The organism is Dyella sp. OK004 (genome assembly GCF_900114495.1).
In the GTDB taxonomy this organism is placed as follows: Bacteria; Pseudomonadota; Gammaproteobacteria; order Xanthomonadales; family Rhodanobacteraceae; genus Dyella_D.
Genome location: NZ_FOZI01000001.1, coordinates 708,017 through 734,355, shown reverse-complemented (window position 1 = coordinate 734,355; position 26,339 = coordinate 708,017). Strand labels below are relative to the sequence as shown.

General features: G+C 63.6%; 29 protein-coding genes. 20 read left to right on the top strand and 9 right to left on the bottom strand.

Annotated features, from left to right (window positions below; translation table 11 throughout):
• Positions 1 to 179: 179 nt before the first annotated feature.
• On the bottom strand, positions 180 to 1,445 hold the full coding sequence (locus BM338_RS03245) for an MFS transporter (RefSeq protein ID WP_090449374.1): 1,266 nt from the start codon (positions 1,443 to 1,445) through the stop codon (positions 180 to 182).
• A 61-nt stretch (positions 1,446 to 1,506) separates the two neighbouring features.
• A complete protein-coding gene (locus tag BM338_RS03240; protein ID WP_090449372.1) occupies positions 1,507 to 2,712 on the bottom strand; it encodes an acyltransferase family protein in 1,206 nt (401 codons plus the stop codon).
• A 154-nt stretch (positions 2,713 to 2,866) separates the two neighbouring features.
• Between BM338_RS03240 and BM338_RS03235 the strand changes: the two genes are divergently transcribed.
• The 4 genes from BM338_RS03235 to BM338_RS03220 all read left to right on the top strand — a co-directional run bounded on the left by BM338_RS03235 (position 2,867) and on the right by BM338_RS03220 (position 5,431).
• The gene (locus tag BM338_RS03235) at positions 2,867 to 3,742 is read left to right on the top strand and encodes a LytTR family DNA-binding domain-containing protein (RefSeq protein WP_090449370.1); all 876 of its coding nucleotides are present in this window, start codon (positions 2,867 to 2,869) and stop codon (positions 3,740 to 3,742) included.
• Between the two features lie 161 nt (positions 3,743 to 3,903).
• Positions 3,904 to 4,635, top strand: a complete 732-nt coding sequence (locus tag BM338_RS03230) for a hypothetical protein (protein ID WP_090449368.1) — start codon at positions 3,904 to 3,906, stop codon at positions 4,633 to 4,635.
• A gap of 75 nt (positions 4,636 to 4,710) precedes the next feature.
• A complete protein-coding gene (locus BM338_RS03225) occupies positions 4,711 to 5,157 on the top strand; it encodes a DUF6491 family protein (RefSeq protein ID WP_090449366.1) in 447 nt (148 codons plus the stop codon).
• A gap of 10 nt (positions 5,158 to 5,167) precedes the next feature.
• Positions 5,168 to 5,431 (top strand): hypothetical protein, encoded by a 264-nt coding sequence (locus tag BM338_RS03220; RefSeq protein WP_090449364.1) that lies wholly within the window; start codon positions 5,168 to 5,170, stop codon positions 5,429 to 5,431.
• 27 nt (positions 5,432 to 5,458) lie between these two features.
• Here BM338_RS03220 and BM338_RS03215 read toward each other — a convergent pair whose 3' ends face one another.
• On the bottom strand, positions 5,459 to 6,280 hold the full coding sequence (locus tag BM338_RS03215) for a ferritin-like domain-containing protein (RefSeq protein WP_090449363.1): 822 nt from the start codon (positions 6,278 to 6,280) through the stop codon (positions 5,459 to 5,461).
• A gap of 161 nt (positions 6,281 to 6,441) precedes the next feature.
• Between BM338_RS03215 and BM338_RS03210 the strand changes: the two genes are divergently transcribed.
• Positions 6,442 to 6,888, top strand: coding sequence for a DUF1801 domain-containing protein (locus BM338_RS03210; RefSeq protein WP_090449361.1), 447 nt, complete (start codon positions 6,442 to 6,444; stop codon positions 6,886 to 6,888).
• Here BM338_RS03210 and BM338_RS03205 read toward each other — a convergent pair.
• On the bottom strand, positions 6,885 to 7,301 hold the full coding sequence (locus tag BM338_RS03205; protein WP_090449359.1) for a universal stress protein: 417 nt from the start codon (positions 7,299 to 7,301) through the stop codon (positions 6,885 to 6,887). The genes BM338_RS03210 and BM338_RS03205 overlap by 4 nt on opposite strands.
• 27 nt (positions 7,302 to 7,328) lie before the next feature.
• Positions 7,329 to 7,754: a glycine zipper 2TM domain-containing protein gene (locus tag BM338_RS21850; RefSeq protein WP_304529038.1), complete on the bottom strand. Its 426-nt coding sequence runs from the start codon at positions 7,752 to 7,754 to the stop codon at positions 7,329 to 7,331.
• A 224-nt stretch (positions 7,755 to 7,978) separates the two neighbouring features.
• Here BM338_RS21850 and BM338_RS03195 point away from each other — a divergent pair, with 224 nt between their 5' ends.
• The 9 genes from BM338_RS03195 (at position 7,979) to BM338_RS03155 (ending at position 13,556) form a co-directional block, all read left to right on the top strand.
• Positions 7,979 to 8,437, top strand: a complete 459-nt coding sequence (locus BM338_RS03195) for a hypothetical protein (protein WP_090449357.1) — start codon at positions 7,979 to 7,981, stop codon at positions 8,435 to 8,437.
• 96 nt (positions 8,438 to 8,533) lie between these two features.
• Positions 8,534 to 9,076, top strand: coding sequence for a peroxiredoxin (locus BM338_RS03190; protein WP_090449355.1), 543 nt, complete (start codon positions 8,534 to 8,536; stop codon positions 9,074 to 9,076).
• A complete protein-coding gene (locus tag BM338_RS03185; protein ID WP_090449353.1) occupies positions 9,076 to 9,552 on the top strand; it encodes a hypothetical protein in 477 nt (158 codons plus the stop codon). Before BM338_RS03190 ends, BM338_RS03185 begins: the two co-directional genes overlap by 1 nt.
• Positions 9,553 to 9,636: 84 nt before the next feature.
• Positions 9,637 to 10,389 (top strand): DUF2884 family protein, encoded by a 753-nt coding sequence (locus BM338_RS03180; RefSeq protein ID WP_090449352.1) that lies wholly within the window; start codon positions 9,637 to 9,639, stop codon positions 10,387 to 10,389.
• A gap of 118 nt (positions 10,390 to 10,507) precedes the next feature.
• Positions 10,508 to 10,948, top strand: a complete 441-nt coding sequence (locus BM338_RS03175; RefSeq protein ID WP_090449350.1) for a PA2169 family four-helix-bundle protein — start codon at positions 10,508 to 10,510, stop codon at positions 10,946 to 10,948.
• Positions 10,949 to 10,958: 10 nt separating this feature from the next.
• Positions 10,959 to 11,525 (top strand): DUF924 family protein, encoded by a 567-nt coding sequence (locus BM338_RS03170; RefSeq protein WP_090449348.1) that lies wholly within the window; start codon positions 10,959 to 10,961, stop codon positions 11,523 to 11,525.
• 36 nt (positions 11,526 to 11,561) lie between these two features.
• Entirely contained in the window at positions 11,562 to 11,834 is a 273-nt protein-coding gene (locus tag BM338_RS03165; protein ID WP_090449346.1) for a DUF2845 domain-containing protein, read from the top strand.
• A 112-nt stretch (positions 11,835 to 11,946) separates the two neighbouring features.
• The gene (locus BM338_RS03160) at positions 11,947 to 12,258 is read left to right on the top strand and encodes a DUF2845 domain-containing protein (protein ID WP_090449345.1); all 312 of its coding nucleotides are present in this window, start codon (positions 11,947 to 11,949) and stop codon (positions 12,256 to 12,258) included.
• Between the two features lie 74 nt (positions 12,259 to 12,332).
• Positions 12,333 to 13,556 (top strand): low temperature requirement protein A, encoded by a 1,224-nt coding sequence (locus BM338_RS03155; RefSeq protein WP_090449343.1) that lies wholly within the window; start codon positions 12,333 to 12,335, stop codon positions 13,554 to 13,556.
• 491 nt (positions 13,557 to 14,047) lie between these two features.
• Here BM338_RS03155 and BM338_RS03150 read toward each other — a convergent pair whose 3' ends face one another.
• Both BM338_RS03150 and BM338_RS03145 read right to left on the bottom strand, forming a co-directional pair.
• Positions 14,048 to 15,070 (bottom strand): 2-dehydropantoate 2-reductase, encoded by a 1,023-nt coding sequence (locus BM338_RS03150; RefSeq protein ID WP_090449342.1) that lies wholly within the window; start codon positions 15,068 to 15,070, stop codon positions 14,048 to 14,050.
• Positions 15,067 to 16,725, bottom strand: a complete 1,659-nt coding sequence (locus BM338_RS03145; protein WP_090449341.1) for an FAD-binding dehydrogenase — start codon at positions 16,723 to 16,725, stop codon at positions 15,067 to 15,069. The genes BM338_RS03150 and BM338_RS03145 overlap by 4 nt, the downstream gene beginning before the upstream one ends.
• Before the next feature lie 195 nt (positions 16,726 to 16,920).
• On the opposite strand from BM338_RS03145, the gene BM338_RS03140 reads away from it, so the two are divergent.
• The 5 genes from BM338_RS03140 (at position 16,921) to lpdA (ending at position 23,385) form a co-directional block, all read left to right on the top strand.
• A complete protein-coding gene (locus BM338_RS03140) occupies positions 16,921 to 17,739 on the top strand; it encodes a DUF2884 family protein (protein ID WP_177229210.1) in 819 nt (272 codons plus the stop codon).
• Positions 17,740 to 17,930: 191 nt separating this feature from the next.
• Positions 17,931 to 18,758, top strand: a complete 828-nt coding sequence (locus tag BM338_RS03135) for a mechanosensitive ion channel family protein (protein ID WP_090449338.1) — start codon at positions 17,931 to 17,933, stop codon at positions 18,756 to 18,758.
• Positions 18,759 to 18,909: 151 nt separating this feature from the next.
• Complete coding sequence (gene aceF / locus BM338_RS03130; protein WP_090449336.1) at positions 18,910 to 20,586, top strand: dihydrolipoyllysine-residue acetyltransferase; 1,677 nt, start codon at positions 18,910 to 18,912, stop codon at positions 20,584 to 20,586.
• Positions 20,587 to 20,608: 22 nt separating this feature from the next.
• A complete protein-coding gene (locus BM338_RS03125; protein ID WP_090449334.1) occupies positions 20,609 to 21,547 on the top strand; it encodes a mechanosensitive ion channel family protein in 939 nt (312 codons plus the stop codon).
• A gap of 53 nt (positions 21,548 to 21,600) precedes the next feature.
• The gene (gene lpdA / locus BM338_RS03120) at positions 21,601 to 23,385 is read left to right on the top strand and encodes a dihydrolipoyl dehydrogenase (protein WP_090449332.1); all 1,785 of its coding nucleotides are present in this window, start codon (positions 21,601 to 21,603) and stop codon (positions 23,383 to 23,385) included.
• Between the two features lie 84 nt (positions 23,386 to 23,469).
• Here lpdA and BM338_RS03115 read toward each other — a convergent pair whose 3' ends face one another.
• Positions 23,470 to 24,165 carry a hypothetical protein gene (locus BM338_RS03115; RefSeq protein WP_090449331.1) on the bottom strand — a complete coding sequence of 232 codons (696 nt, stop codon included), beginning with the start codon at positions 24,163 to 24,165 and terminating at the stop codon, positions 23,470 to 23,472.
• A gap of 186 nt (positions 24,166 to 24,351) precedes the next feature.
• On the opposite strand from BM338_RS03115, the gene dapB reads away from it, so the two are divergent.
• Positions 24,352 to 25,152 carry a 4-hydroxy-tetrahydrodipicolinate reductase gene (gene dapB, locus BM338_RS03110; protein ID WP_090449330.1) on the top strand — a complete coding sequence of 267 codons (801 nt, stop codon included), beginning with the start codon at positions 24,352 to 24,354 and terminating at the stop codon, positions 25,150 to 25,152.
• A gap of 9 nt (positions 25,153 to 25,161) precedes the next feature.
• Here dapB and BM338_RS03105 read toward each other — a convergent pair whose 3' ends face one another.
• Complete coding sequence (locus tag BM338_RS03105) at positions 25,162 to 25,842, bottom strand: hypothetical protein (protein WP_090449328.1); 681 nt, start codon at positions 25,840 to 25,842, stop codon at positions 25,162 to 25,164.
• Positions 25,843 to 26,339: the final 497 nt, after the last annotated feature.

Below are 26,339 nucleotides of genomic sequence, written 5' to 3'. Positions count from 1 at the left end.
AGTAACCAAAGAGAAATGGTCGGAAGAGCGTGGCGCGCTTCGTAGCTGCGCATTTTCCAGTGTCAGGCTACGGGATGGTTTTTCGCCTTGCTCCCTCCCCTGCGTGCAGGGGAGGGTTGGGGAGGGGTAGGTACTTGGCTCGCGGCTTCCTACTTAGAAAAGTTGGACAGGCTCCAAGGTCACAGCGTATCGGCCGCCGGTTCCGACAATTCGCTGGGCTCCGCATGCAGGCGTTGGCGACGACGCAACGTGGGGAACATCCACATCCACAGGCCAACGACCACTAGTGTACCGATGCCACCCAGCAACGTAGCGTTGATCGCACCGATCCACGCGGCGAGCAGACCAGATTCGAACTCGCCGAGCTGGTTGGAGGTATTGATGAAGATCGCGTTCACCGCACTCACGCGGCCGCGCATATCGTCCGGCGTATCCAGCTGCACCAGCGCGCCGCGGATCACCATGCTCACCATGTCGAAGGCGCCGAGTGCGAACAGCGCGGCAAGCGACAGCCACAGCGTGCTCGACACCGCGAACACCAGCGTGGCGAGACCGAAGCCGGCCACCGAGGCGAACATGATTGTCCCTACGCGACGCTCCAGGTTGTGTCGCGCGAGCCAGAACGACATCAGCAGCGCGCCCACGGCCGGCGCCGCGCGCAACAAGCCCAGGCCCCAGGGCCCGGTGTGCAGCACGTCCTTGGCGAAGATCGGCAGTAACGCAGTGGCGCCGCCCAGCAGCACCGCGAACAGATCCAGCGAGATCACGCCAAGCACGTCCGGCCGCTGGCGGATGAAATGCACGCCAGCGAACAGCGTTTTCAATGTGGCTGGTTCGCGCCGCGGCGGCGCCTGTTCGTAGCGCAGGCGGCTCATCAGCGTGGCCGCGATGAGGTACAGCACGCCCGAGACCACATACACCGTGCCGGGACCAGCGATATAGAGCAGGCCGCCGAGTGCTGGCCCCATGATCATCGCCGCCTGACCGGCGGAGCCGTTTACCGCCATCGCACGCGCCAGCATCGGCGGCGGCACCAGGGCCGGCAGCATGGATTGCATGGCGGGGAATTCGAACGCCTTTGCCACGCCGATGGCGAACACCAGGATCAGGATGCCGGCTTCATGCACCGCGTGCATCAGGCTGAGCGCCGCCAGCACGACGATGGCCAGCAGCTCAACGATCTGCCCCAGCAACACGATGCGCCGCCGTTCGAACTGATCGGCCACGTGTCCGGCGGGCAGGGCCAGCAGCACTGAGGGAATGAACTGCACCAGGCCGATCAGGCCCAGATCGAAAGCGCGGCCGGTGATCTCGTAGATCTGCCAGCCCACCGCGACGGAAAGCATTTGGAAGCCGAAACTGGAAGCGATGCGCGCGAACCAGAACTGGACGAAGGCGGGATGTTGGAACAGCGAATCCGTCGTGACAGGGGATGGGGACGACATGAGGTTTCCCGGAGGCGAGCGCGCATTATCAGGCTCGCCTCCGGGCTCGGCAAAACCTTCCTCAGGCGATGTCGTCGGCCGGGCGCAGAAGGGCCTGCGATGTGCCGCGGTGGTTCGGGCTGGCATCCAGTCCGAATAGCGGCCGCAGCCAGCGCGTGCGGCGAATGACGCATTCGTGCAGCAACGCGCAACCGCCTATCGTGCCGAACACAACCAGCAGCGGTTCCATCACCGGTCCGAGATGCATCTGCATGATCCACCACGCGACCAGCAACAGCAGGCTCTGATGCAGCACGTACCAGGGGTACACCGCCTCGCGGGCATAGGGCAGCCAGCGGAATGGCCGGTTGAGCAGGGCATGGCCCCAGCCCAGCACCGCGGCGATGGCCGTCCAGCAGTACAAATAGCGCAGGCCGTCGATCGTTGCCTTGGCGATCAAGGCTTGGGCGAGCGTCGGTGGCTTGCCGCCGAGCAGGTCAGGGCCGAATTTGTCGAGGAACAGATAGAGCGCGAAGCAGCTCAGTGCCAGCGTCAGCGAGAAACGGCGCAGACGCGCCAGTTCGCTCCACAGCCCAGTGTCGGTGCCGAGCAGGTAGCCATAGAGAAAGCAGGTGGCATACAGCGCATGCGCATACCAGTCGCCGACCAGGGCGTGGGTTTCCGGGAAGCGATGGCGCAGCACGAAGCCGATCACGAAAAGCGGCAAAGCTGGCAGCAGCAACAGAGGGGTTCCCCGCAATTGGCGCATAGACGCGCAGAAGCGCTTCCCCGGCGCCGATTCAAACACCGGCAGCAGCGCCAGCAGGCCCATGGTGTACAGCCACAGATAGGGCAGGTACCACAGGTGGTTCCAGGTCAGCCCGTAGTCGCGGTAGCCGTGCGTCCAGTAGTGCGGTAGGAAGGCCAGGAAGCCCGATTCGATGCCGTGCTCGGCGAGCCCCTGCACGTAGGGCTGGATCGGGATCACCACCAGCATGCCGAACACCAGCGGCAGCAGCAGGCGCACCGTGCGCTTCCAGGCCAGCCCGGGCAGGCCGGTCTTGCCTCGCAGGAAATGCACGGCCAGGCCGGAGATCAGGAACAGCAGCTCCATGCGCCAACGGTTGAGGAACAGCATCGGGTACTGCAGCCATTCGGCCAGGTGAGTGCTCTTGAGATGAAAGCCCCAGTCCGACACCGGTGCCACATAGAGCATGGCGGCGTGGTAGAGGATCAATAGGCCGAAGGCCAGCGCGCGTAGCGCGTCGATGTCGTGGCGGCGGTTCATGACGGGACTCCATCGGGAAAGTGCATCCGATGCTGAGCCCCGGCTTTCGGCGAGTCGCCCGCTAAGTGACTGATCGCGATGTGGTTGGGACAAGCGGTGGATAGATGGGACGAATAGGGACGGCACGGGTCGGCCCTGTGCGTAGAATCCGCGCATGACGAACCGGCCCGGCTTCAGCTACGAGTCCTTCCAGCCCTGGCGGCGCACCTTCGAGGTGGGCTTCTGGGTGGCCGTGTACGTCTTGAATGCGACGTTCAATAGCGTGGTCTCGCAGATCGACCATCCCAAGGTGGCCGCCTGGGAGCCCTGGGTATGGGAGTGGAGTAGTGCGCTGGTGATGCTCGCCCTGGTGCCAGCGGTGATCGCCATCGAAAGGCGCTGGCCGATCCGCTTCGATACGTGGCGGCGCAGCCTTCCCATCCACCTGCTGGCCAGCGTGCCGTACAGCCTGATCCACGTGGCTGGGATGGTGGCCTTGCGCACACTTGTCTATGCCAGCCAGGGCGGGCGCTACGACTTCGGTCCGTGGTTGCCCACCTGGGGCTATGAATATCTCAAGGATGTGCGGACCTATCTTTCGGTCATCGCCACCGTCACCTTGTACCACCTGTGGCTGATGCGCCTGCAAGGCGAGGCCCGCCTGCTGGTCGCCCCGGACGACGGCCCGCCGGTGGAGCCGCTGGAGCGGCCGGAGCGTTTCCTGGTACGCAAACTCGGCAAAGAGTTTCTGATCAACGCGCGCGAGATCGAGTGGCTGCAGGCGTCCGGCAACTACGTGAACCTGCATGTCCGCGGCCGCGACTATCCGCTGCGCACCACCATGGCGGGGATCGAGGATCGCGTGGATCCGTCGCGCTTCGTGCGGGTGCACCGCAGCTACATGGTCAACCTCGACTACCTGGCCGAGATCGAGCCGCTGGATACCGGCGATGCCCGCTTGTCGCTGCGCGATGGCGCCAGGATTCCCTGCAGCCGCCGCTATCGGGCGCAATTGCGCGAGCGCTTCGGTGAGGCGATGCCGACGCCATAACGGGCAGCTTTGCTTTTGTAGGAGCACACCCTGTGCGCGAGCCTACGAAGTGCCGACGCCTGGTCGCCCACAGGGTGGGCTCCTACAGGAGGCACTTGTCGGTTGCACCATCCTGGCCACCCGTTCCACTCTAGGTACCTTCCCGTCACCGGACTTCGCTGATGAACCTGCCGCGCTTCCGCTCCGCCGTTACTGTCCTGGGGGTCGCTCTCGTCCTTGCCGGCTGTTCGCAGTCTGGCGACCAGGCCCCAGCAGCCCAGGCGTCCGCCCAGGCCCAGGCCGACGAGGCGGCGAAGAAGCTGGATACCTACCATCAGCTGCTTCGTATCAACAACGACGAAATGGCCGTCACCATGGGCAAGGACGTCGTCAGCCGCTATCCCGATAGCGCAGCCGCCAAGGAAGTGCAGCAGAGCCTGCCCGAGATTGAAAAGCGCTGGAAGGAAACTAGCGAGAAGAATCGTTTGCAGGGCTTGTGGCTGTATCAGGTGTCGCCGATGCAGGGCGGCACACAGTCCACCGCTACCATCTACAGCAGCCAGCCCTCCGGCAACGATCGCGTGCGCCTCGTACTGCGCCGGCATACCGAGTGGGGGCAGAACGCCTTCCTCTACAGCGGCGGTGCCCACGGCTTTGTGTGCAAGGCCAATTGCACCTTGCATACGGTGGTGGACGGCAAGGAGACCGGCATTAAGGCGTTCGCGCCGAGCACCGGCGAGCCGGCGCTGATGATCCGCGACGACAAGGCTTTTATCGCGATGCTGGAGAAGGCGAAGAAGATCGCCATCGACGTCACCATGCAGGATGGCGAGAAGAAGCTGACACTGGTGTATGAGGTCGGCGGGTTCGATCCGGCGAAGTGGCAAAGCGTCGGCAAAAGCAAGAAGAAATAAACGCCCGCTCACAAGGGCGTGAACCGATCGGGTCGTCGAGCGTTCTTACGATAGTCCCCACATGGAGGTTGTCTTATGTCCGCCAAACGTTTGTTGATCGGTGCGATGCTGGCCGCATCGCTGGTTGCCTGCTCGAGCGTGCCTTATGCGCAACGCATGAGTAATCGCCAGGCTGCCTATGCAGCGGCGGCCGGCGAGCCAGTGCGCAACTTCCGCTTCTTCGATCTTTATTCGTGGGAGCCGCTGGGCGACAGTCAGTTGGCCGTCTATACACGGCCGAACGAAGCCTGGTTGCTGACCGTATCCGGACCGTGTCCGGATCTGGAGTTCACCAACGCCATCGGCCTCACCTCCAATTTGCACGAGGTGTCGATCAATTTCGACAAGGTGCTGACAGGCCGTACCTTCCCTTGCACCATCGCGCAGATTCGCCCGGTGGATGTGGCCAAGCTGAAAGCGGTGGAGCACGAGCAGCGCAAGATCGAAGCCGCCGAGCGTCCGAAAGAGCCCGCGAAGAACTGATGTCAGAGACATGAGCGAGCCGGAAATCTACTGCCCGCTGTGCACTTGGCGTCCGGCAGGCAGTAGCCGGTGGCTGTGCGCGCCCCGCATGGGAGGCTGCGGCACGCAGTGGAATACGTTCTGGACCGGCGGCGTCTGTCCCGGCTGCAGCTATCGTTGGGAAATCACGGTGTGCCTGACCTGCAAACAGTTCTCGCTGCACGAGGACTGGTATCACTGGCCTGAAACGGCATCGGACGAACGTCGTCGGCAACTAGAGACGGAACAGCCGTAGCCGTGCTCGCACGGCGCGGCCATCAGTTCAATTGAGGAACAGCCGCTCCGCGATGCGGGCCAGCGGCTTTTCCACCATGTTCTGCACGCGCGGCGGCAAATCCAGTGGCTTGAGCAGCATCTTCACCGTCATCTCGGCCGGGATATTGCGACGGAGCAGCGCCTGCGCGCGGCCGGTGATACGCCGGAACTCGGCCTGGTTCTCCTTGTGCTGCGGGTAGCACTGGTTGAACACGTGGCGCAGCGCGATATCGCTGTCTTCGCTCTTGATCTCGTTCACGCGCTTGAGGATGGTGCGGAACACCTTGTAGCGGCCGAAGCCTTCCCGTTCGCGATATAGGCGGAAGTGCTGGTAGAAGTGCTTGTAGTGGCGCACTTCATCGCTCTTGATGTGATTGGTGAGCTGCTTCAGCACGGGCTCGTCAGTGATGTCGTTGAGCGCGCGGTACAGGCTGGCGGTGCCGGTTTCCACCACGCAGCGCGCGGCCAGTTCTAGTCCGCGGCTGGTTTCCAACTGGTCGCTGGTGCACACCGCACCGTATTCCTGCCAGAACGCCTGGAAGCCGCGCTCCCAGTCGAATTCCGGCCATACCTTCCTTACGTAGGCGGCGAGGGCGTGGCCGTGTTGCAGTTCCTCCTGCTCCCAGTGCTGGCTGAGCCAGGTCTGCAGAGCCTCGTCGCCGGCGAAGTGGTCGACCAGATTATGCGTGTAGAGATCGGAGCCACTCTCGACGAAGGAGGAGCTGCACAGTAAAAAAAACAGGTCTTCGTTGTGGCGGATGCGCTCGAGTTCGATCCGATCGAAGTCCAGGCTTTCCAGAGTCCAGGGCAACGGGGTGTTGTAGCTCACGCGGGGGTTCCTGTGCGGGGCATGGGCCGGTTCGTTGCGGGGCTTACGCCGGCCTGGCATGACTGTTCTATGACAACAGGATACGACGAGTCCGCCCAGGCGGATTAACGTCCGCCGACCTATAGTGTGGACAGGGTCATAACAAGCAGGTGGGGGCGGGGATGGCGCGCAGCGAGGCGGTCACCGTAGAAACTTACCTTGCCGCATTGCCCCCGGCCCGGCGCGAGGCATTGGCCGCTGTGCGTAGCCTGGTCCTCAGGCATCTGCCGGCGGTCTACGAGGAGGCCATGGCGTGGGGCATGATCGGCTATGGCGTGCCGCTATCCCGCTATGCCGACACCTACAACGGGCAGCCATTGAGTTACCTCGCGCTCGCCGCGCAAAAGAATTACCTGGCGCTCTATCTCACTTGCGTCTACATGGATCCGGTACGGGAGGCGGCATTGCGCGATGCGTTCGCCAAGGCTGGCAAGAAACTGGATATGGGCAAATCCTGCCTGCGCTTCCAGACGCTGGACGATCTGCCCTTGCTCTATCTCGGACAGCTGGTGGCATCCCTATCGGTGGACGCCTATATCCGTCTGTACGAGAAAGCGCGCCGGCGCTAGCGCACCACCGTCACCGGCACGTGCGAGCCGGCCAGCACGTCGGTGGAGACCGAGCCGAGCAGCCAGCGCGCCAAGGCGCCGCGCTCGGTATGACCGATCACGATGTGGTCGACGCCGTGCCGCTGCACTTGCTGCAGTAGCACGTCGCCCGGGTTGCCGGAGACGACTTCGACGTCGATCAGCTCGGCGGCTTCCGGCGCCATCGTTTTCAGTTCCGCCATCAATTCATTGGCGCGCCGGGCGCCGGAGTCGGCCATCACCAGTGCACACGTGTCGGCGGCACCTTCGATCAGCTTCACCGCGTTGACCACGCGCACCCGTCCACCGCAGGTGCGCGCCAAGTCGATCGCGAGCCGGAATGCGCGCTGCGAAGTGACGGAGCCGTCATAGCCGACCAGGGAATACTTGAACATGGAACGCTCCTTGGACCGGCGCAAACGTCATGGAGTCACTTCGCGGCAGCGGCGCTCGACATGAGTGTTCTTCGCCTGCTGGTTTTCCTGGATCTTCTTGCCCGCGTAACCGCCACCGACCGCGCCGGCCACGGTGGCCAACGTACGGCCCTTACCGCTGCCGATCTGGTTGCCGAGCAGGCCACCGGCCACACCGCCGATCGCCATGCCGGCGAGCTGGTTGGAGTCCTTGGGCTGATCCTGCACGGTTACGTCCTCGCACACCGTGCGCGTCTTTGGTTGGGCGACGGCGGTGTGTTTGGTGGTCTTGTGCTTGGTCGTGGTGTGCTTGGTCGTGGTTTGTCCACTGCTCGTGGAGCTTTGGGTGCTCGGCTGGCTGGTCTGTGCAAAGGCGGCGGGGCTACTGACTAGGGTTAGTACAAAACCGAGACTGCAGACGGTGCGCATGCTCATGACATCCCCCTTCAGTGCATGTGTTGGGTGGCTGCAGTTTGCGCGGGAACTTGTTAGCGGATGATCAAAAATGCCGGATGACCCCGGGCACCCTTTTCTATCCACGCCACGCTCATGTGCAATGACCAAGGCTGAATGCCTCCGAGCGATCTTGCTGATTCGTTCAGCAGACCGGTCTAGCATGTATCGCTGCAGGACCCCTCACTACGCGAAAGGAGACGACGATGATCAAGCGCTCTATGGCAATGGCGGCGTTGGTGCTGGCAATGGCCAGCAGCGTGGCAATGTTGCCGGCGGCACATGTGCAGGCTGCCGAGTCGAAGGTGGATTGCGATCTCAAGTTCAACCTCTCCGGCTGGTCCATTCTGTACAAGCACGCCGAGGGTTCCGGCACCATCACCTGTAACAACGGCCAGAGTTCGCCGGTGAAGATCACCGTGGTGGGCGGTGGCCTGACCGCCGGCAAGTACCGCATCGATAACGGCAAGGGCGAGATCACCCACGTGCGCAGCATCCAGGATGTGTTCGGTGACTACGTGCAGGCGGGTGCCGAAGCTGGCATCGTTAAAAGTGGCACTGCACAGGTGCTGACCAAGGGCACTACCTCGCTGGCGCTGGCCGGTGCGGGCGAAGGTATAAATCTGGGCATATCGGTGGGCAAGTTCACCATCAGCAAGCCGTAAGCCAAGGCAAGTCGATTCGCAAAGGGCGCCGCATGGCGCCCTTTGTTGTTGCTGCGCGTACACTTTGCGCGTTATCCCCCACCCCGGAGTACCGTCATGCGTCGCAACGCCTTGCTCCTTCTGCTGACCTTGCTGGTTGGCATGATCGCGCCCGCATTTGCCGACACCCCCAGCACCTTGCCGCAGGCAGGCCAGGCCGCGCCGGATTTTCGCCTGCAGGACCAGAACGGCAAATGGCACACTGCGGCTGAGCATCGCGGCCATTGGTTGGTGCTGTACTTCTATCCCAAGGATTTCACGCCGGGCTGCACCACCGAGGTCTGCACCTTCCGCGATGACATCGCCAAGCTCCGCCAGGCCGGCGCGGATGTGGTCGGCGTGAGCCTGGACGACGTGAAATCGCACGCCGAATTCGCGGCCAAATACAAAGTGCCGTTCCCGCTGCTGGCCGACTCCGAGCACAAGATGTCCGAAGCCTACGGCGTGCTCACTTCCAAGATGGGCATGCACTACGCCAAGCGCACCACCTTCCTGGTCGATCCGCAGGGCAAAGTGGCCAAGGTCTATCAGGACGTTGACCCGGAGAAGAACTCCGCTCAGGTGCTGGCCGATCTCGCCGCGCTGAAGGCTGCTTCCTGATGCTATTGAAGGTTCGCCGTGATGCGGCACATGCCGGTCGAGGATTTGCCGCGTGGCGCATCGCGCTATGGTTGTTGCTTCTGCTGGCGGCGTTCGGTGGCGTGCAATATCTGCGTTACGCCCAATACCCGTACCTGGTGGGTGCTTTCGCTGTGATCGTGGTGTGCGTCGGCTGCATCATGCAGCAGGAATGGGCGCGCCGCGCTATGCGTGTGCTGGCCGTGCTGCTGGCTCTGTGGTCGCTGGCTACCGGCGGCCTGATGCTCGCGCAATGGGGCCAGTTCGAGCAGGCCAGGCAGGCGGCACAAGCTCAGCCGCAACTCGCCGAGCTGGCGACGATGATGATCGAGCACGCCAAGCGCATCTTTGAGATCGTGCTGGTCATCAAGGCTGTCGCCGTGCCGGTGTTGTTGTGGCTGTCCTGGCAACTGGGCTTGCCTGCCGTGCGCAAGGAATTCCATACGCGCCCGGTGTAAGAGCTGGAACAAACTCAAAGCGGATTCAGCGGGGGTTGGCGCGCAGCGGGGTATCGCTGCGGCCTTCCTTATCGAGGATGCTTCATGCGCCGCCCTCTGCTTCCGACTGTTTTGATGCTGGCTTTTGCTTCCACAGGCCTGCACGCCCAGGACCTCGCGACCACCTGCCAGGCCAGCAGCAGCTACGACCTGACCTTGAAGCCGGATAGCGTGATGTTCGATCGTCCGCAGCCGGCGCCATTCCATGTGGAGTTGCACGACGGCGGCCTGCGCACGGATGGCGCCGCCGTGCGCCTGAGTGCTGAGGATCAGGATCGCCTGGCCTTATTCGAGCGCGAATTGCGCGCGCTGGCCCCACGCGCCAAGGGTGTCGCCCAGAATGGTGTGGATCTGTTGGCGCAGGGCATGCGCGAGGAGGCGGCCGGTATGGGGCTGGGGGCTGACACCCAGGCCGAATTGAATCAGCGTCTGGCTTCCCGCGTCGCCGAGTTGAAGCAGCGCATCGCCGCCAGCAATAGCACGCATGACTGGCAGGGCGACATGGCCGATCAATACGCCAACCAGATCGCCAGCGATCTGCTGCCCCTGCTGGCTGGGGATCTGGGGCAGCAGGCCGTACAGGCGGCGGTGAGCGGCGATCTGCAGGCGGCTGCCAGCTTGCGCGACCGTGCCTCCGATCTGGCTACCCAGCTACGGCCACGGCTGGAGCGCCGGATGCAGGCCCTGCGTCCGCAAATCCAGGCCCTGTGCCCCTCTATCCAGCGCCTGGCCGAGCTGCAGCAAGGGGTGCGTGGGAGCAATGGCCAGCCTTTGAACTTGTTGCGGATCGGTCAGTAGCAACGGCGGCTGAGCGCGCAGGCGCGGCTAATGACAAATTAATGTCCGGCTAAGCGGGCGGGCCCGAGGATAGCAACAGTTCGAACCCCACCCCTCGAACCGCCCGGAGGCGGTCGCCGTGTCCTCTCTTAATCGCCCGCTCTATAACGCCCTGATCCGTCGCGGTATTGACGACCGTGGCCTGCATCGGCGGGCGATGGCCCAGGTCCGCGACCCGGCCCTGCAGATGTTGCTGTTCGAAAACCTGCAGACGCTGGACTCGTTGATCGACGACCTACAGGGTCTGGTGCGCGCCGACGGTGGCGCGCCAGCGCAGCACGGCACGGTGACGGGCAAGCTGCGCAACGTAATGGCGGATCTTTCCACGCGCTTCTCCGCGCATCGCGATACTGCCTGGGTGCAGTGGCTAGCCCGCAACGAATGCGATCTGCTGCATAGCTTCGAGCGGCGCATGCAGCGCGCGCTACGCGAAGCCGGCAGTGTGCCCGGTAGCCAGTTGAGCCGTCTCTACGGCATGCACAAAGACATGCATTGCCTTGCCGGAACCACTCACGGTTAAAGAGCCAGCCATGCCTACGGCCAAGGATGTGCTGGATTTCTGGTTCGACCCCGCCAACGAGCCGCGCTGGTTCGAGCGCGACGACGCTTTCGATGCAGAAATCCGCGAACGCTTTGGTGCCTTGCAGGGCCGGGCGTCATGCGGTGAACTCGACGCCTGGGCCGAAACGCCTGAAGGCTGGCTGGCCCTGCTGATCCTGCTGGATCAATTCAGCCGCAATCTTTATCGCAATGATCCGCGCGCCTTCGCCAGCGATTTGCACGCGCAGGCGCTGGCCATAGCCGGTATCACTCGTGGCTACGATGCAGCGTTGCCACCGCTATGGCGCGCGTTTGCCTATCTGCCGCTGGAACATGCCGAAGATCCAGCTTTGCAACAGCACTGCGTCGACTTGTTCGGCGGTCTTTGCGCGCAGGTGCCGGACGAAGCGCGCTATGCCAACTATCTGGACTACGCGCGTCGTCATCAGGCAGTGATTGACCGCTTCGGGCGCTTCCCCCATCGCAACGCCGTACTCGGTCGCCGCTCGACGCAAGATGAGGAAAGTTATCTTGCGCAGCCCGGCGCGGGCTTCTAGCTTCACCGTCCCCCACCCCAGGAAAGGAGATCCACCATGCGTCGTTCTCTGTTGTTTGTGCTGTTGTCGGTCAGTGTTGCCGCTCATGCCTCCGGCACGTTGCGCATCGGCAGTCAGGTACTGGTGGTTGGTGACAGCGTTTCGCGCGCCGTGCAGCTACTGGGCACGCCTGGTTTCAAGGAGCCGATCGAGAACGATAAGGGCGCGTATGTCGGTGAGCGCTGGCAGTATCAGCGTGATGATGGCCATGTCGTGACCATCACTGTGATCCACGGCAAGGTGGGTTCGATCGAGGACCGCGCGCGCTAAGCGTGTCGGCCAATCCTTACAGCTTTGGCTGGCGCGGCGGGGATGCCGTCGCGCCAGCCTGCATCGCTATGGTTTCCGGCAGGCGGTTGAGCCGCGGTCAACGGGAATCTTCATGCGCAAAGGCTGGGTAATGGGTTTATTCGTATGGGCTGCAATGGCTCATGCGAGCGATACGCTGCGGGTAGGCAGCAAAGTGTTGAGCAGCGGAGACAGTGCGGCGCGGGTGGTGGAATTGCTTGGCAAGCCTTTGCATAAGGCGCGTGGCAGCAAGCCGGCCAGTGGCAAGTCGGCCCGCAGCAAGTCCAAGGGGCAGGCGGCGCGAGCGGATACCGGCGGTGAGCGCTGGCAATATCGGCGCGGCGGCCGGACCGTCATGATCACCCTGACCGATGGCAAGGTCAGTCGCATCGACGACGGCGGCTAGACATGGAATCGGTAACCCGTGGCGGCCCGTCGTGCGCCATGCGATAAAAGTGCCGGTTCCTGGGGAGGTCTTCCATGTCGCAGCATCCATCTACACCGACGACACCGGCCGGTAGTCTGCTTCGCGCACGCGTGGCTGGCGGGCACGGCAAGGTCACCAATATCGAGCTGTTCTTCGATCTGGTGTTCGTCTACGCGATCACCCAGCTTTCGCACACGCTGCTGCATGGGCTGAATCTGGCGGGGGCAATCCAGGTGTTGCTGCTGTTCCTGGCGGTGTGGTGGGTGTGGGTATTCACCAGTTGGATCACCAACTGGCTGGATCCCGAGCGGCTCGCGGTCCGGGTGATGCTGCTGGCGTTGACCTTCGCCGGCCTGCTGTTGTCGACGTCGTTACCGCAAGCCTTCGGTGAACACGGTTTGCTGTTCGCCGGTGCCTATGTCGCCATGCAGGTGGGGCGCACGTTGTTCATGCTGTGGGCGATGGGGCGCGATGCGCCCGCGGCGAACCGGCGCAACATCATCCGCATTGCCGTGTGGCTTTCCACTGCCGGTGTGCTGTGGTTACTCGGTGGCACGCAAGAGGGTGACGCGCGATTCGCCCTATGGGCGGCGGCACTTGCCATCGAATATCTCGGACCCGCCGCTTATTTTTTTGTGCCGGGACTGGGGCGTTCGAGTACGTCCGAATGGGATGTCGAGGGTGGCCATATGGCGGAGCGCTGCAGTCTGTTCGTGATCATCGCGCTGGGTGAATCCGTGGTGGTGACCGGGTCCACCTTTGCGGAGAGCATGCGGCAGGCGGACTCTGTATTCGCGTTCGCGTCGGCATTTCTAGGTTGCGTGGCGATGTGGTGGATTTACTTCGACCTGGGCGCCGAGCGTGGCAGCCATTCGATCCGCCACGCCACCGATCCGGGGCGTACTGCGCGGCTGGGTTACACCTATCTGCACCTGCTGATCGTCGCGGGCATTGTGGTGAGCGCGGTGGGCGACGAGTTGAGCCTCGGTCATCCACATGCGCGCGGGGATCTGGCGAGCATGGCGGTGTTGGTGGGTGGGCCAGCGCTGTATTTGCTCGGCAATGCGTTGTTCAAGATGACGGTCAATCGCATCAACTTTCCGTTGTCGCATCTGGTGGGGCTGGGGTTGCTGGTGTTTTTGGTGGCGCCGGCGTTTTTGTTGCCGGTGTTGTGGTTGGGGGCGCTGACTACGGGGGTGTTGGTGGTGGTAGCGGTTTGGGAGACGGTGTCGTTGAGGGAGGTGAGGAGGATGTTGGGGGAGCAGGCTGAGCTTTGATCTCGTTTTTCTCCGGCTTCCTTCGAGAGATGGTTGGGGTAAGAGTTTTGTTTTAGCGATATCCCTTCCTACTTCGTCATTCCGGCGAAGGCCGGAGGCGCTTTTCAACAGCGAAGCTGGTCATCCAGTGGCGTTGTCGCTTCGATTGTCGCGTTGTCGCGACCGGGCTAGCCTGCCGCGGGCTTCCGAACCGCTGCCGCGGTCCGGGTCACTTTCTCTTTGCTGGCCCAAAGAGAAAGTAACCAAAGAGAAATAGCCTGAAAGCAGGCGGTGTGCTTTGTAGCTACGCCTTTTCCAGTGTCGGGCGTTGGGATCGTTTTCTTCGAGGCCTGATCGCCTAGTCCTCACCGACGCGCCAAGCTATTACTCCCTCCCCTGCTTGCGACGCAAAGCTAGTCCCGCGGGACAGGGGAGGGTTGGGGTGGGGTCTGGGTGCTCGGGATCGCGTTGCTACTTCATCGGTTGAAATGGCGGGCTTGTACTTGCGCACGCTAGCCTGCTTTTGATTGCGCTTCGCGAAGCTCTCTCAACAACCGTTCGGACGTCCATTCAACTGGCGCCTTTTCCGCCTCTCGTATCAATTCAATGATGCGCTGGTTAACCGGCGCCCGCTTTCCCATCATGGCGGCCAGCTCCACGATCGCACCGTGCAACACATCGACCTCTGTACGCCGCCCTGCCTGCAGATCTTCCCATGTAGATGAGCGCGCAAGCGGGTCGATGGCCAGCATGCGCGGTGCGATGCGGGCGAATAGGGCGTTGGGTAGGGTGAGGATGTTTGGTAGCCAGTGCGGGGGGAGTGGAGTGAGTCGTGCGACGGGCAGGTGTGCGGCGGCGAAGATGGCTAGGGCTTCGCGTTGGGCCAGTGCGAGGCAGCGGCGCCAGCCGCGTTCGGCGAGTTCCTGGCGTAGTGGCCGGTTGGACAGAGCGTTGATGGCGTTGTTGAGGTTGAACAGCAGTTTGGCGCGCTGGATGGCGGGCATGTCGGTGTGCTGTTGCAGCGGAAGTCCGGCAGCGGTGAATGCAGGGAGGTAGGGGGCGAGCGCGGGGTGGGCTTCGACCATGAGTTCGCCACCGGAGCCCTGATGGAAGCGGCCGGGTGCGTGTTGCAGCACGTTGAACGGCACCATGCCGGCGAGCACGGTGCGGCCGGGCAGGGCGGTGCGTAGCAGGTCGGCGTTGTGCAGGCCGTTCTGGAAGCTGATGACGATGGCGTCGGGCGGCAACACGTCGGCCAGTTCACGGCCGGCCTGGGCGGTATCGGCGGATTTCACCGTAACCAAGGTCAGTGGTGCGTTGGCGTTTTGTGCTTGTATTTGAACGTCCAGCGCTTTGGCGGGAATGTGTTGTTGAAACCCCTGCAAGTCGCTGAGTGTGAGGCCGTGTTCGTGCAGCACGTCAGCCATACGCGGTCGCGTGATCAGCCGCACGGCAATGTGCTCATGCAGGCGGCCGCCGAGATAGCAGCCCACGCTGCCGGCGCCGTAGATAACGATCGCCGGCTGGTCGTTCATGCTGTCGCTGCGGCGGCGGCACGTCCCGCGACGCGGCCGGAGAACAGGCAGCCGCCGAGGAAGCTGCCTTCGAGCGCGCGATAGCCATGCAGGCCGCCGCCGCCGAATCCCGCGGCCTCGCCTGCGGCGTACAAACCGGGTAGCGGCTGTCCATCGTGGCCCAGCACGCGAGCCTGCAGGTCCGTTTCGAGTCCGCCCAGGGTCTTGCGGGTAAGTATGTTGAGCCGCACCGCGATCAGCGGGCCGTTCGCGGGATCGAGCAGGCGATGTGGCTTGGCCACGCGCACGAGTTTGTCGCCGCGATAACGGCGTGCGTTATGGATGGCCATCACCTGCCCATCCTTGGCATACGGGTTGTTGAACTGCAGGTCGCGCGCTTCGATCTCGCGGCGGATCAATGCGGCATCGAGCAGGCCATTGCCGGCCAGCGTGTTCATGCCGGCGACCAGCTCTTCCAGCGTGTCGCGCACGATGAAGTCGCGGCCGTGTTGTTTGAACGCCTCCACTGGTGCGGGCGCGCCTTTGCCGACAGCGCGCTTCGCCACCTGCCGCCAGCTTTTGTTGGTGAGGTCGGGATTCTGCTCGGAACCGGACAGCGCGAACTCACGGCGGATGATTTGCTGGTCAAGGATGAACCAGCTGTAGTCATAGCCCGTGCGGCGCAGGTACTCCAGCGTGCCGAGCGTGTCGAAGCCCGGCCATAGAGGACCGGGCAGGCGCTTGCCGGTGGCGTCGAACCATAGTGAGGAAGGGCCGGGAAGGATGCGGATCGCGTGCATCGGCCAGATCGGGTTCCAATTCTCGATGCCTTCCACGTAGTGCCACATGCGGTCGCGATTGATCAGTCGCGCACCCGCGGTTTCGCTGATGCCGAGCATGCGGCCATCCACATGGGCCGGCACGCCGCACAGCATGTGCGCGGGCGGCGCACCCAGACTTTGCGGCCAATTGCGGCGCACCAGTTCGTGATTGGCGCCGATGCCGCCGGAAGCGACGATCACCGCCTGCGCGCGCTGCTCGAACTGGCCCGCGACTTCGCGCGAGCTTGGCTTGCCGCGCTCCATCGCATCGGCCGCCAGCACGCTGCCGCGCGCGCCAGCGATAGCGCCGTTCTCCACGATCAGCTCATCGACGCGGTGGCGGAAGGCGAAGCGCAACAGGCCTTTCGCCTGTGCTTCGCGCGCGCGCCGCACGAACGGTTCGATCACGCCGGGCCCAGTGCCCCAGGTGACATGGAAGCGCGGCACCGAATTGCCGTGCCCATAAGCGCCATGCCCGCCGCGCTCGGCCCAGCCGACCACCGGAAACCAGCGCATGCCCATCGCGTACAGCCACGAGCGCTTCTCGCCCGCGGCGAAATCCACATAGGCTTCGGCCCAGCGGCGTGGCCAGTGATCCTCGGGCCGGTCGAAGCCGGCGGTGCCCATCCAGTCGGCCAGGGCCAGTGCGTGGGAGTCGCGCACGCCCATGCGGCGCTGCTCTGGCGAGTCCACAAAGAACAGGCCGCCGAATGACCAGAACGCTTGGCCCCCCAGGCTCTGCTCCGGCTCCTGTTCCAGCACCAGCACCCGCTTGCCTGCATCGGCCAGCTCGGTGGCGGCCACCAGGCCGGCCAGCCCGGCGCCGATCACGATTACATCGCACCCGTCCTGCATGGCTTCCCCCTCATGAGCACAGGTGCCGAACTTAGCCTGTTGAAGCGTGACTGCCTATGCGCATTGCGCCATCGGGATGGCTATGACCGATGGCAGGGGATGACGCCTGGCCCATGTCTGGCGCGCGGCGCAGCGCGATGGTGTCGACCACGTGCCGAGGGGATCAGTCGGCCGGCGACGAATAGGGAGGCAGTCATGCGTATAGCGTTTACCGCAATCACTTTGGCACTGGGCCTGGCGCTTGTTGCCCCCGCGCCGGCACATGAGATCCATGTCCACCACCAGTCCTGCGAATACAGCAGCGACTACGACGTGCAGGTGGATGCCTCGGGCATTCGCTTCGACCGCGACAGCGGCACTCCCGCCAAGGTCTTCATACACGACGGCCGTTTGCAGGTGGATGGCCGCGACATTGCGGTCTCCGCCGGCGACGCGACCCGTTTGCGCGAGTACGAAAGCAACGTGCGTGCGCTGCTGCCCGAGGTGGCGGGCGTCGCGCGCGAAGGCGTCGATGTTGGCTTCGCCGCGATGCGGGCGGTGCTGATGACGTTTGCCGAGAACGATAGCGAACGCCGCCAGTTGATCGGCCGCCTCGACGACAACCATCGGCGCGCGATGGCCCAGGTCGAGGGTTCGCTTGACCAGGGCGTGTGGAAACACGCCGCGATGGGGCGCGCGCTGGGCGACAGCATCCAGGACACCGTGTCCGACCTGGTCAGCAAGGTGACGGCCAGCGCGGTCAAGGCGGCACTGAGCGGTGACCAGAGCAAGGTGGCGGCGCTGCAGGCGCGCGCGGATTCGCTGGACAAGACCATCGATAAGGAAATCAACACGCGCGCCGACCGGCTCGAACAGCATGCGCAGGCACTGTGCCCGCGCCTGCAGTCGTTGGCGCAGTTGCAACAGCAGTTCCAGTTCCACCTTGTCGACGGTTCCCGCCTCGAGCTGGTGACGAAGGACAAGGATGACAACAAAAAGGCGAACGGCAAGAGTTCCAATGTCGCCTCGCGCTAAGAGCCTCTGAGCGGGCTCGCCGCGCTTGCAGGGCCGGCAGTTTCTCCCTCGTGTACGGCCCTCCGTGCCGCGTCCCTTCCCCAGGGCGCGGCTTTTTTGTTTCGGAGCGATCTTGTCAGGGATGCAACAGAACCTTGATATTTTGCCTGCTAGGCTTCGCAGCCTTGCTTTACCGATCAAGGCTCTGTTCGATGCATGATTTTCTTCTCCAGAGGCTGCATTTCTCCGAAGGCGTCATCCAGCTGATCCTCAACGTGGGCAGCGCGCTGCTGATCCTGCTGATCGGCATCTGGCTGGCCGCGCGTATCGCCAATTTCGCGCAGCGCGCGATGCGGCGCGCCAACGTCGATTCCACCCTCAGCGGCTTCCTGCGCAACCTGATCAACGGCGTGCTGATCGTGCTGCTGGCGGTGATGGCTTTGCAGCAGGCCGGCATTCCGTCGGCGCCGCTGATCGCCGCCCTGAGTACCGCCGGCCTGGCCATCGGCCTGGCACTGCAGGGCTCGCTGAGCAATCTCGCCTGGGGCGTGCTGTTGATTGTGTTCCGCCCCTTCCGCGTAGGCGACTTCATTCATGCCGGTGGCATCGACGGCACAGTGGAAAGCGTCAACCTCATGCACACCTTGCTGGTGCTGCCGGACAACCGCGAGGCGGTGGTGCCCAATGGCAAGATTGGCGCCGATTCCATCATCAACTTCAACCGTCGCGGCACGCGCCGCCTCGAGGTGAAGGTGGGCATCGGCTACAAGGACGACATCGGCAAGGCGATGAGCGCGGTGCAACAGCTGTTTGCGGCCGACTCGCGCATCCTGCGCGACCCGGAGCCGGGCGTGTGGACCGAAAGCCTGGGTGACAGTGCCGTGAACCTGGTGGTGCGGGCTTATGTGCGCAGCGGCGACGTCTGGGCGGTGCAGACCGACCTGCTGCGTTCCATCAAGGAGCGTTTCGACGCCGAGGGCATCAGCATCCCGTTCCCGCAGCGCGAGCTGACGGTGGTGCAGGGCCGCCTGCCGGAGTAACAAAGCGGCCCGGCCGGGCGCCTGCATACGTATGCGCATGGTGCCCAAGACCAAGGTCGAGCCTCACGGAACTGGCACTCCTTCGCTATGATTGGACTCTTGCGCGCCGCCATCCCCGGGCGTTGCGCCATCGCCATCCGCAGGAGAAACCATGGCCGACCTGAAAGAAGCCCGCGTTCCGGACATCGGACACGACAATGTCCCGGTGATCGAGGTTCTGGTGAAACCCGGCGACAAGGTCGCGAAAGAGCAGAGTCTGATCACCCTGGAATCGGACAAGGCCACCATGGAAGTGCCGGCCCCGTTCGCCGGCACCATCAAGGAAATGAAGCTCAAGGTCGGCGACGAAGTCTCCGAAGGCGCGGTGATCGCCATCATCGAGGCCGATGAGGCCGGCGCCGCGCCGGCCCAGCCGGAAGCGCCCAAGGCCGCCGCTCCGGCGCCTGCCCCGGCGCCCGCCAAAGCGGCCGAGCCCACCCGCGCCGAGCCAGTCAAGGCTGCTGCCACCGGCGGCGTGCGCGAGGCGCTGGTGCCGGACATCGGCGGCCACGACGGCGTGCCGGTGATCGAAGTGCTGGTGAAGGTCGGCGACACCGTCGCCAAGGACCAGAGCCTGATCACCCTGGAGTCCGACAAGGCCACCATGGAAGTGCCGGCGCCGTTCGGCGGTGTCATCAAAGAACTCAAGGTCAAGGTGGGCGACGAGCTCTCCGAGGGCAACGTGATCGCGCTGATCGAAAGCGCGGACGCCGCTCCGGCAGCAGCCCCGGCACCGGCCAAGGTCGAAGCGCCCAAGGTGGAAGAGAAGCCGGCACCGGTCGGCGGCCGCAGCGTGTTGCCGGGCAATGCGCCCGAGGGCGACGTGGCGCCCGCCGCGCGTCCGCCGTTCGACTCGCGCATCGTCATGCCGGGCGACGCCCCGTACGCCAGCCCGGCCATCCGCGCCTTCGCGCGCGAGTTGGGTGTGGATGTCCAGCAGGTGAAGGGTAGCGGCCGCGGCGGCCGCATCATGCGTGAGGACGTCACTGCCTACGTGAAGCATGCGCTGGCCTCCGGTGCGCGCCCGACAGGTGCCCCGCAGCCTACCGGTGGCGGGCTCAACCTGCTGCCGTGGCCCAAGGTCGATTTCGCCAAGTTCGGCGAGATCGAAGAGAAGCCGCTGTCGCGCATCCAGAAGATCTCGGGCGCCAACCTGGCCCGCAACTGGGCGATGATCCCGCACGTCACCCAGCACGAAGACGCCGACATCACCGAGCTGGAAGCTTTCCGCAAAAAGCTCGGCGAAGAGAACAAAGACCTCAAGGTCACCCCGCTGGTGTTCCAGATCAAGGCGGTGGTTGCGGCGCTGAAGAAATTCCCGCAGTTCAATGCCTCGCTCGACGAGAGCGGCGAGAAGCTGATCCTCAAGAAGTACTTCCACATCGGCATCGCGGTGGACACACCGGATGGCCTGGTGGTGCCGGTGATCCGCGACTGCGACAAGAAGGGTTTGTTGGACCTGGCGACGGAGCTGGGCGAGATTTCCAAGAAGGCGCGCGACAAGAAGCTCGGGCCGAGCGAAATGTCCGGCGGCTGCTTCTCGATCTCCTCGCTCGGTGGCATTGGCGGCACCGCGTTCACGCCGATCGTCAACGCGCCGGAAGTGGCGATCCTCGGCGTTTCCAAGGCACAGACCAAGCCGGTATGGAACGGTAAGGAATTCACGCCGCGCCTGATCCTGCCGCTGTCGCTGAGCTACGACCATCGCGTGATCGACGGCGCGCTGGCCGCACGCTTCGCCTCCTTCCTCGCTACCCAGCTCGGCGACATCCGCCGCCTGCTGCTCTGACTGAGACGGTGAGGCGGTGCTTATGCGCGCCCACCAGACCACGTCCGCACTGACCACATGGGCCAGTGCGGGCGTGAGCGACGCGCCCGGCAACTGGTTCGGTACGCGTTTGATCCATACCGAAGAATTCGACCTTTCCCTCGGTGCGGTGATCGCCGCGTGTCTGCTGTTCCTGGCCTGCCTGGTACTGTCGGCGGTGCTGCGCTATCTGCTGCGGCGCTATGCGCGCAGGCACGACAACGTCAATCAATCGGCCGTCTATACCGTTGGCCGCTTGACCCACTATCTGTTGCTCACGCTGGGCGTGCTGCTGGCGCTCAACGCCACCGGTATTCCGATGGCGCGCTTCACGGTGTTCGCTGGTGCGCTTGGTGTCGGCCTGGGTTTTGGCTTGCAGGCAATCTTCAATAACTTTGTCTGTGGCCTGATCCTGTTGTTCGACCGCAGCTTGAAGGTGGGCGATTTCGTCGAGCTGGCTTCCGGTGTGCATGGTGTGGTGCGCGACATCCACATCCGGGCCACGCGGGTCACCACCAATGACGATCTCGACATCCTGGTGCCGAACTCGGAATTCGTGAACGGCCAGGTGGTCAACTGGACCGTGCGCGAGGGCCTGCGCCGCCTGAAGGTGCCTTTCCATGTCGCTTACGGCAGCGACAAGGAACAGGTGAAAGAAGCCGCCCTGGACGCCGCGCGCGCCGTGCCTCACACCCATACGCTCGAAGGGCCGCGTGCCCCGCAGGTATGGCTGGCGGAGTTCGGCGACTGGGCGCTGAAATTCCAGCTGGTGGTATGGCTCAACGCCGACGCCACCCGCCGGCCCGGTGCGGCGAAGGCAGCCTACAACTGGGCGCTGCATTCGGCGCTGCAGGCTCACGGCATCCGCATTCCGCTACCCCAATACGACGTGCGCATGCGTGACCCGCAGGCCGTGACGGCGACTGATCGTTCTCCCCATTGATCACACGGTGGTTGCCGGTTGCCGGCAACCACCCGAACACCCAAGGAAACAGCATGGCCAACACCATTGAAATCAAGGTTCCCGATATCGGCGGCCACGACAACGTGCCGGTGATCGAAGTGCTGGTGAAGGCCGGCGATAGCGTGACCAAAGATCAGAGCCTGATCACGCTGGAATCCGACAAGGCCACGATGGAAATCCCGTCGAGCGCCGCCGGCACTATCAAAGAGCTGAAGGTGAAGGTAGGCGACGAGCTTTCCGAAGGCGCGGTGATCGCTGTGCTCGAAGTGGCCGGCGATGCCGCCGCACCCAAGGCCGAAGCGCCGAAGGCCGCGCCGGCTCCCGCGCCAGCACCAGCTGCTGCATCGGCACCCGCGAAGGCTGCCGCACCGGCGCCTCAGGCGGCCGGCGCTTCCGGTCGCACTGCCGACATCGAGTGCAAGCTCGTAGTGCTCGGCTCGGGCCCGGGCGGCTACACCGCCGCCTTCCGCGCGGCCGATCTCGGCGTGGACACGGTGCTGGTGGAACGCTACGCCACTCTCGGCGGCGTCTGCCTCAACGTCGGCTGCATTCCGTCCAAGGCGCTGCTGCATGCAGCCGCTGTGATCGACGAGGCCGAAGCGATGGCCGCGCATGGCGTGAGCTTCGGCAAGCCCAAGCTCGATCTCGACAAGCTGCGCAGCTTCAAGAACAAAGTCGTCGGCCAGCTCACGGGTGGTCTCGCCGGCATGGCGAAGCAGCGCAAGGTGCGTACGGTGCAGGGTGTCGGCACCTTTGTGTCACCGCATGAGATGGAAGTGGCGACGGCTGAGGGCAAGAAGCTGATCCGCTTCGAGAACGCCATCATCGCCGCCGGCTCGCAGTCGGTGAAACTGCCGGCATTCCCGTGGGATGACGAGCGCATCGTGGATTCCACCGGCGCGCTCGAACTGAAGGACGTGCCGGCCAAGCTGCTGGTGGTCGGCGGCGGCATCATCGGCCTGGAAATGGCGACGGTGTATGCCGCGCTCGGCAGCGAAGTGACCGTGGTCGAGTTCATGGATCAGCTGATCCCCGGCGCCGATGCCGACCTGATCAAGCCGTTGGCCAAGCGTCTCGGTGGCAGGCTCAAGGGCGTGCACCTCAAGACCAAGGTGGTTGACGCCAAGGCCACCAAGAAGGGCATTGAGGTCAGCTACGAAGGCGACAGCATTCCCGAGACCAAGCTGTTCGATCGCGTGCTCGTTTCCGTGGGCCGCTCGCCGAACGGCGCGAAGATCGGCGCCGACAAGGCCGGCGTCGCCGTCACCGATCGCGGCTTCATCAACGTCGACACGCAGATGCGCACTAACGTGCCGTACATCTACGCCATCGGCGATCTGGTCGGCCAGCCGATGCTGGCGCACAAGGCCACCCATGAAGCCCGCGTGGCCGCGGAAGTGGTTGCCGGCATGAAGAGCTACTTCGACGCGCGCGTGATTCCGTCCGTCGCCTTCACCGATCCGGAAGTGGCATGGGTCGGCGTGACCGAACGCGAGGCGAAGGAAAAGGGGCTGAAGATCGGCGTCGGCAAGTTCCCTTGGGCGGCCAGTGGTCGAGCCATCGGCATCGACCGTACCGAAGGCTTCACCAAGTTGCTGTTCGACGAAGAAACCCATCGTGTGGTCGGCGGCGCCATCGTCGGCCCACATGCGGGCGATCTCATCGCTGAGATCACCCATGCCATCGAGATGGGCAGCGAAGCTGCCGACATCGGCCTAACCATCCATCCGCATCCGACGCTCAGCGAGTCGGTGGGTATGGCGGCCGAGGTGTACGAGGGCACCATCACCGATTTGTATATCCCGAAGCGGAAGTGAACTTCGGTGACGCAAAAAAAGCCCGGGCATGCCCGGGCTTTTTTTCTATCGGTGGAGCGCGCTACGCGTAAGTATCAGCGCGGATCAGGAAGCGGGCGACGGCTTCGTATCCGCAGCGCCATCGTTCGGCAGGGCGGTCATGAGCTGCTTTTCCAACGCGCCCAGTGCGTTCACTGTCTGCTGTTGAATGGCGATCATCTGGCTCACGACATGCAGGAATTCGCGGGGCTGCACTTCGTTGGTCTGCAGATCGGCGACCGTGTCGACCAGACGCGAGCCACTCATCAGGATGGTGGTGTTTTCGGTCATGTTGGTAATGGAGTCGCGCTGGTTGGCATAGGCAGCGGCGTAGCGCTGCAGGCGATCATCCTCCATCCAGCTCGCCGCCTGGTTCGCCACGCTCACGTCCCAGGCTTCGTGGCGCAAGGTGGGGAAGCTCAGATTCAGGTCGAAGCGATCCTTGGTCAACGCCAGAATGCGCTGCTTGATCGTGTCGTCGGCGACGCCTGATTTCAGATTGTCGATGACCGCCTTGCGGATCTCACTCAGGCGTTTCAGTTGCTCGGTGTCCTGGTGCAGGGAGGTACGCGTCTCGCTCAGGTTGGTGCGGATCTCCGCCTCGATTCGCTGGCTGGCCGCGTTGGCGGCATGGGTGCGGTGTGAATGTTCGATCCACGCCTCCAGGCCCAGCGCGGTGAGAATACTGAGCACGATCATCAGATAGTGCTTGGCAAAATCCTTGAGCGAGTGAAGGCGCACTTTCGTCACTTCGAGATGCATGGTGCGAATCCGGGCTGGTGGGCGGAGATCAAGGAGCCGGAGCGTACCTGATTGGCTTCGGGAATCGCAGTACGGCACGCTGAGCCGGCATGGCTGGTGTCGCGCCGCTGCTTCGGCGCATTGAGTATCCCCAGGAACAGCCCAATCTCCCTGGGTTCGACGAGTGCGATAGCCAAGGAAATCGCTATGACCTTGAACGTTTGTCTTGCTGGTGCCACTGGATGGGCCGGTTCCGAACTGGCCCGGGGTATCGCGGCAGCCGCCGACCTCAAACTGGTCAGCGCGATCTCACGCAAACAGGCGGGCCAGAATCTCGGTGCGGTGCTCGGCGACAGCCGCCTGGATACCCCGATCTTCGCCAGCGCTGCCGAAGCACTCGCACAACCTTGCGATGTCTTCATGGAATACACCAAGCCCGACAGCGCCAAGGCGAACATCCTCGCCGCGCTGGCGCACGGTGCGCATGTCGTGGTGGGCACCTCGGGACTGACCGACGAGGATTACGCACAAATCGACGAGGTGGCGCGCAAGCATCAGCGCGGCGTGCTGGCTTGCGGCAACTTCGCGCTCACCATGGTGCTGATGCAGAAATTTGCCGAGATGGCGGCGAAATACATCCCCAGCTGGGAAATCATCGACTACGCCTACGAAGGCAAACCCGATGCGCCGAGCGGCACCGTGCGCGAACTTGCAGGTCGCCTAGGCAAGGTGCGGCAGCCGGAACTGGCGGTGCCGGTGGAAAAGACCGGTGGCGTGCCTGAGACGCGCGGCGGCAATCTGTCCGGCACCCAAGTGCATGCGATACGCCTGCCGGGTTTCGTGCTGGGCGCCGAGGTGATCTTCGGCATGCCCGATCAGACGCTGACGCTCAGGCATAACGCGGGCGCTAGCGCGAAACCTTACGTGGACGGTGCGCTGCTCGCCATCCGCAAAGTGTCCACTCTGGTGGGTGTGCACCGCGGCCTGGACGCGGTGCTCGACATTTAAACGATCTGACTAGCCTTGCGCCTTGCCCGCTTCGGCGGGTATGGCTTTGACCAGATGATCTTCCAGTTGCTTGAGATGCGACTGGGTTTCCCCCGCAGTGTTGATCATCTGACGTAGCACGGCTAGGTATTCGACCGGATCGACTTGCATGCCCAGGTTGATCCGCGTGCGCAGCGTGGACATATGCGGCGCGTCGAGGGTGATGGTGCTGTCGTGCGTCATCCACGACGAGGCATCGCGCAGGTCGGCATAGGCGGCGGAGTACTGGCGCAGTTTGGCCGGATCGATCCAGCTGGCGGACTGATTCGCCACGGCCACGTCCCAGGCCTGGCTGGCGAAAGCTGGCCAGTTGAGGCTGAGCCGAAAGTCGTCTTTATGGGCCTGGATATGCTGATTGATGGTGGCCGTCGGCAGGCCATCGTGGATGTCCTTGGCGATAGCAGTGTCAAGTTCGCGCATCGGTCGGAAGCGCCCCTCGTTGGTTGTGATCGAGCTGCGCACGTCGGCCAGGGTAGCGCGCAGCTCTTCATCGATCTGCGCGCTCGCCGATTCGGCGGCATGTAAGTGATGCGTGTGTTCGATCCATGCCTCCAGCCCCAGCGCGGTCAGGATACTGAGCACGATCATCAGATAGTGCTTGGCGAAATCCTTGAACGAGTGCATCGGAACCTTGGGAACTTCGAAGTGCATGAGGCGCTCCGGATGGGTGGGGTTGAAGGACGCGCAGCGTAGCCTATCCCTCGCCGCGTCAGCGAGTGCTGGCGTTTGGCTGTTGAGGAGGTGGGAGGATTTGCGCGAGCCTTTATTGCAGACCTCCTTTGGAGGAAAGCCCATTAAGCGTCTGACACTGGAGAAGACGCTGCTACAAAGCCCGCCGCCTGCTTTCAGGCCATTTCTCTTTGGTTACTTTCTCTTTGGGCCAGCAAAGAGAAAGTGACCCGGACCGCGGCAGCGGTTCGGAAGCCCGTGGCAGGCGAACCAGGGCACTCAGACGCTAAAACCGAGCGACAACGCCACTGGACCCCGGCCTACGCCGGGGTGACAAAGTAGGAAAAGGTGTCGCAAGAATCGAACCCTGGAGACAGTTGCACCCCTGCGAGCAGAGAGGGAGTCGAGAGCTCGCATAGCTGAGACTCGACACTAATCAGGTCCCGAAGGGATAGGTGAGCAGCGTCTGTAGCGCAACG

Excerpts from the sequence above, each read along its gene's own strand:
- BM338_RS03125 (WP_090449334.1), top strand. The coding sequence starts at position 20,609 with ATGCGCGCCCACCAGACCACGTCCGCACTGACCACATGGGCCAGTGCG.
- BM338_RS03240 (WP_090449372.1), bottom strand. The coding sequence starts at position 2,712 with ATGAACCGCCGCCACGACATCGACGCGCTACGCGCGCTGGCCTTCGGC.
- BM338_RS03245 (WP_090449374.1), bottom strand. The coding sequence starts at position 1,445 with ATGTCGTCCCCATCCCCTGTCACGACGGATTCGCTGTTCCAACATCCC.
- BM338_RS03170 (WP_090449348.1), top strand. The coding sequence starts at position 10,959 with ATGCCTACGGCCAAGGATGTGCTGGATTTCTGGTTCGACCCCGCCAAC.
- BM338_RS03205 (WP_090449359.1), bottom strand. The coding sequence starts at position 7,301 with ATGTTCAAGTATTCCCTGGTCGGCTATGACGGCTCCGTCACTTCGCAG.
- BM338_RS03145 (WP_090449341.1), bottom strand. The coding sequence starts at position 16,725 with ATGCAGGACGGGTGCGATGTAATCGTGATCGGCGCCGGGCTGGCCGGC.
- BM338_RS03155 (WP_090449343.1), top strand. The coding sequence starts at position 12,333 with ATGTCGCAGCATCCATCTACACCGACGACACCGGCCGGTAGTCTGCTT.
- BM338_RS03195 (WP_090449357.1), top strand. The coding sequence starts at position 7,979 with ATGATCAAGCGCTCTATGGCAATGGCGGCGTTGGTGCTGGCAATGGCC.
- dapB (WP_090449330.1), top strand. The coding sequence starts at position 24,352 with ATGACCTTGAACGTTTGTCTTGCTGGTGCCACTGGATGGGCCGGTTCC.
- BM338_RS03135 (WP_090449338.1), top strand. The coding sequence starts at position 17,931 with ATGCATGATTTTCTTCTCCAGAGGCTGCATTTCTCCGAAGGCGTCATC.
- lpdA (WP_090449332.1), top strand. The coding sequence starts at position 21,601 with ATGGCCAACACCATTGAAATCAAGGTTCCCGATATCGGCGGCCACGAC.
- BM338_RS03160 (WP_090449345.1), top strand. The coding sequence starts at position 11,947 with ATGCGCAAAGGCTGGGTAATGGGTTTATTCGTATGGGCTGCAATGGCT.
- BM338_RS03115 (WP_090449331.1), bottom strand. The coding sequence starts at position 24,165 with ATGCATCTCGAAGTGACGAAAGTGCGCCTTCACTCGCTCAAGGATTTT.
- BM338_RS21850 (WP_304529038.1), bottom strand. The coding sequence starts at position 7,754 with ATGAGCATGCGCACCGTCTGCAGTCTCGGTTTTGTACTAACCCTAGTC.
- BM338_RS03140 (WP_177229210.1), top strand. The coding sequence starts at position 16,921 with ATGCGTATAGCGTTTACCGCAATCACTTTGGCACTGGGCCTGGCGCTT.
- BM338_RS03230 (WP_090449368.1), top strand. The coding sequence starts at position 3,904 with ATGAACCTGCCGCGCTTCCGCTCCGCCGTTACTGTCCTGGGGGTCGCT.
- BM338_RS03180 (WP_090449352.1), top strand. The coding sequence starts at position 9,637 with ATGCGCCGCCCTCTGCTTCCGACTGTTTTGATGCTGGCTTTTGCTTCC.
- BM338_RS03190 (WP_090449355.1), top strand. The coding sequence starts at position 8,534 with ATGCGTCGCAACGCCTTGCTCCTTCTGCTGACCTTGCTGGTTGGCATG.
- BM338_RS03220 (WP_090449364.1), top strand. The coding sequence starts at position 5,168 with ATGAGCGAGCCGGAAATCTACTGCCCGCTGTGCACTTGGCGTCCGGCA.
- BM338_RS03235 (WP_090449370.1), top strand. The coding sequence starts at position 2,867 with ATGACGAACCGGCCCGGCTTCAGCTACGAGTCCTTCCAGCCCTGGCGG.
- BM338_RS03210 (WP_090449361.1), top strand. The coding sequence starts at position 6,442 with ATGGCGCGCAGCGAGGCGGTCACCGTAGAAACTTACCTTGCCGCATTG.
- aceF (WP_090449336.1), top strand. The coding sequence starts at position 18,910 with ATGGCCGACCTGAAAGAAGCCCGCGTTCCGGACATCGGACACGACAAT.
- BM338_RS03185 (WP_090449353.1), top strand. The coding sequence starts at position 9,076 with ATGCTATTGAAGGTTCGCCGTGATGCGGCACATGCCGGTCGAGGATTT.
- BM338_RS03225 (WP_090449366.1), top strand. The coding sequence starts at position 4,711 with ATGTCCGCCAAACGTTTGTTGATCGGTGCGATGCTGGCCGCATCGCTG.
- BM338_RS03165 (WP_090449346.1), top strand. The coding sequence starts at position 11,562 with ATGCGTCGTTCTCTGTTGTTTGTGCTGTTGTCGGTCAGTGTTGCCGCT.
- BM338_RS03105 (WP_090449328.1), bottom strand. The coding sequence starts at position 25,842 with ATGCACTTCGAAGTTCCCAAGGTTCCGATGCACTCGTTCAAGGATTTC.
- BM338_RS03150 (WP_090449342.1), bottom strand. The coding sequence starts at position 15,070 with ATGAACGACCAGCCGGCGATCGTTATCTACGGCGCCGGCAGCGTGGGC.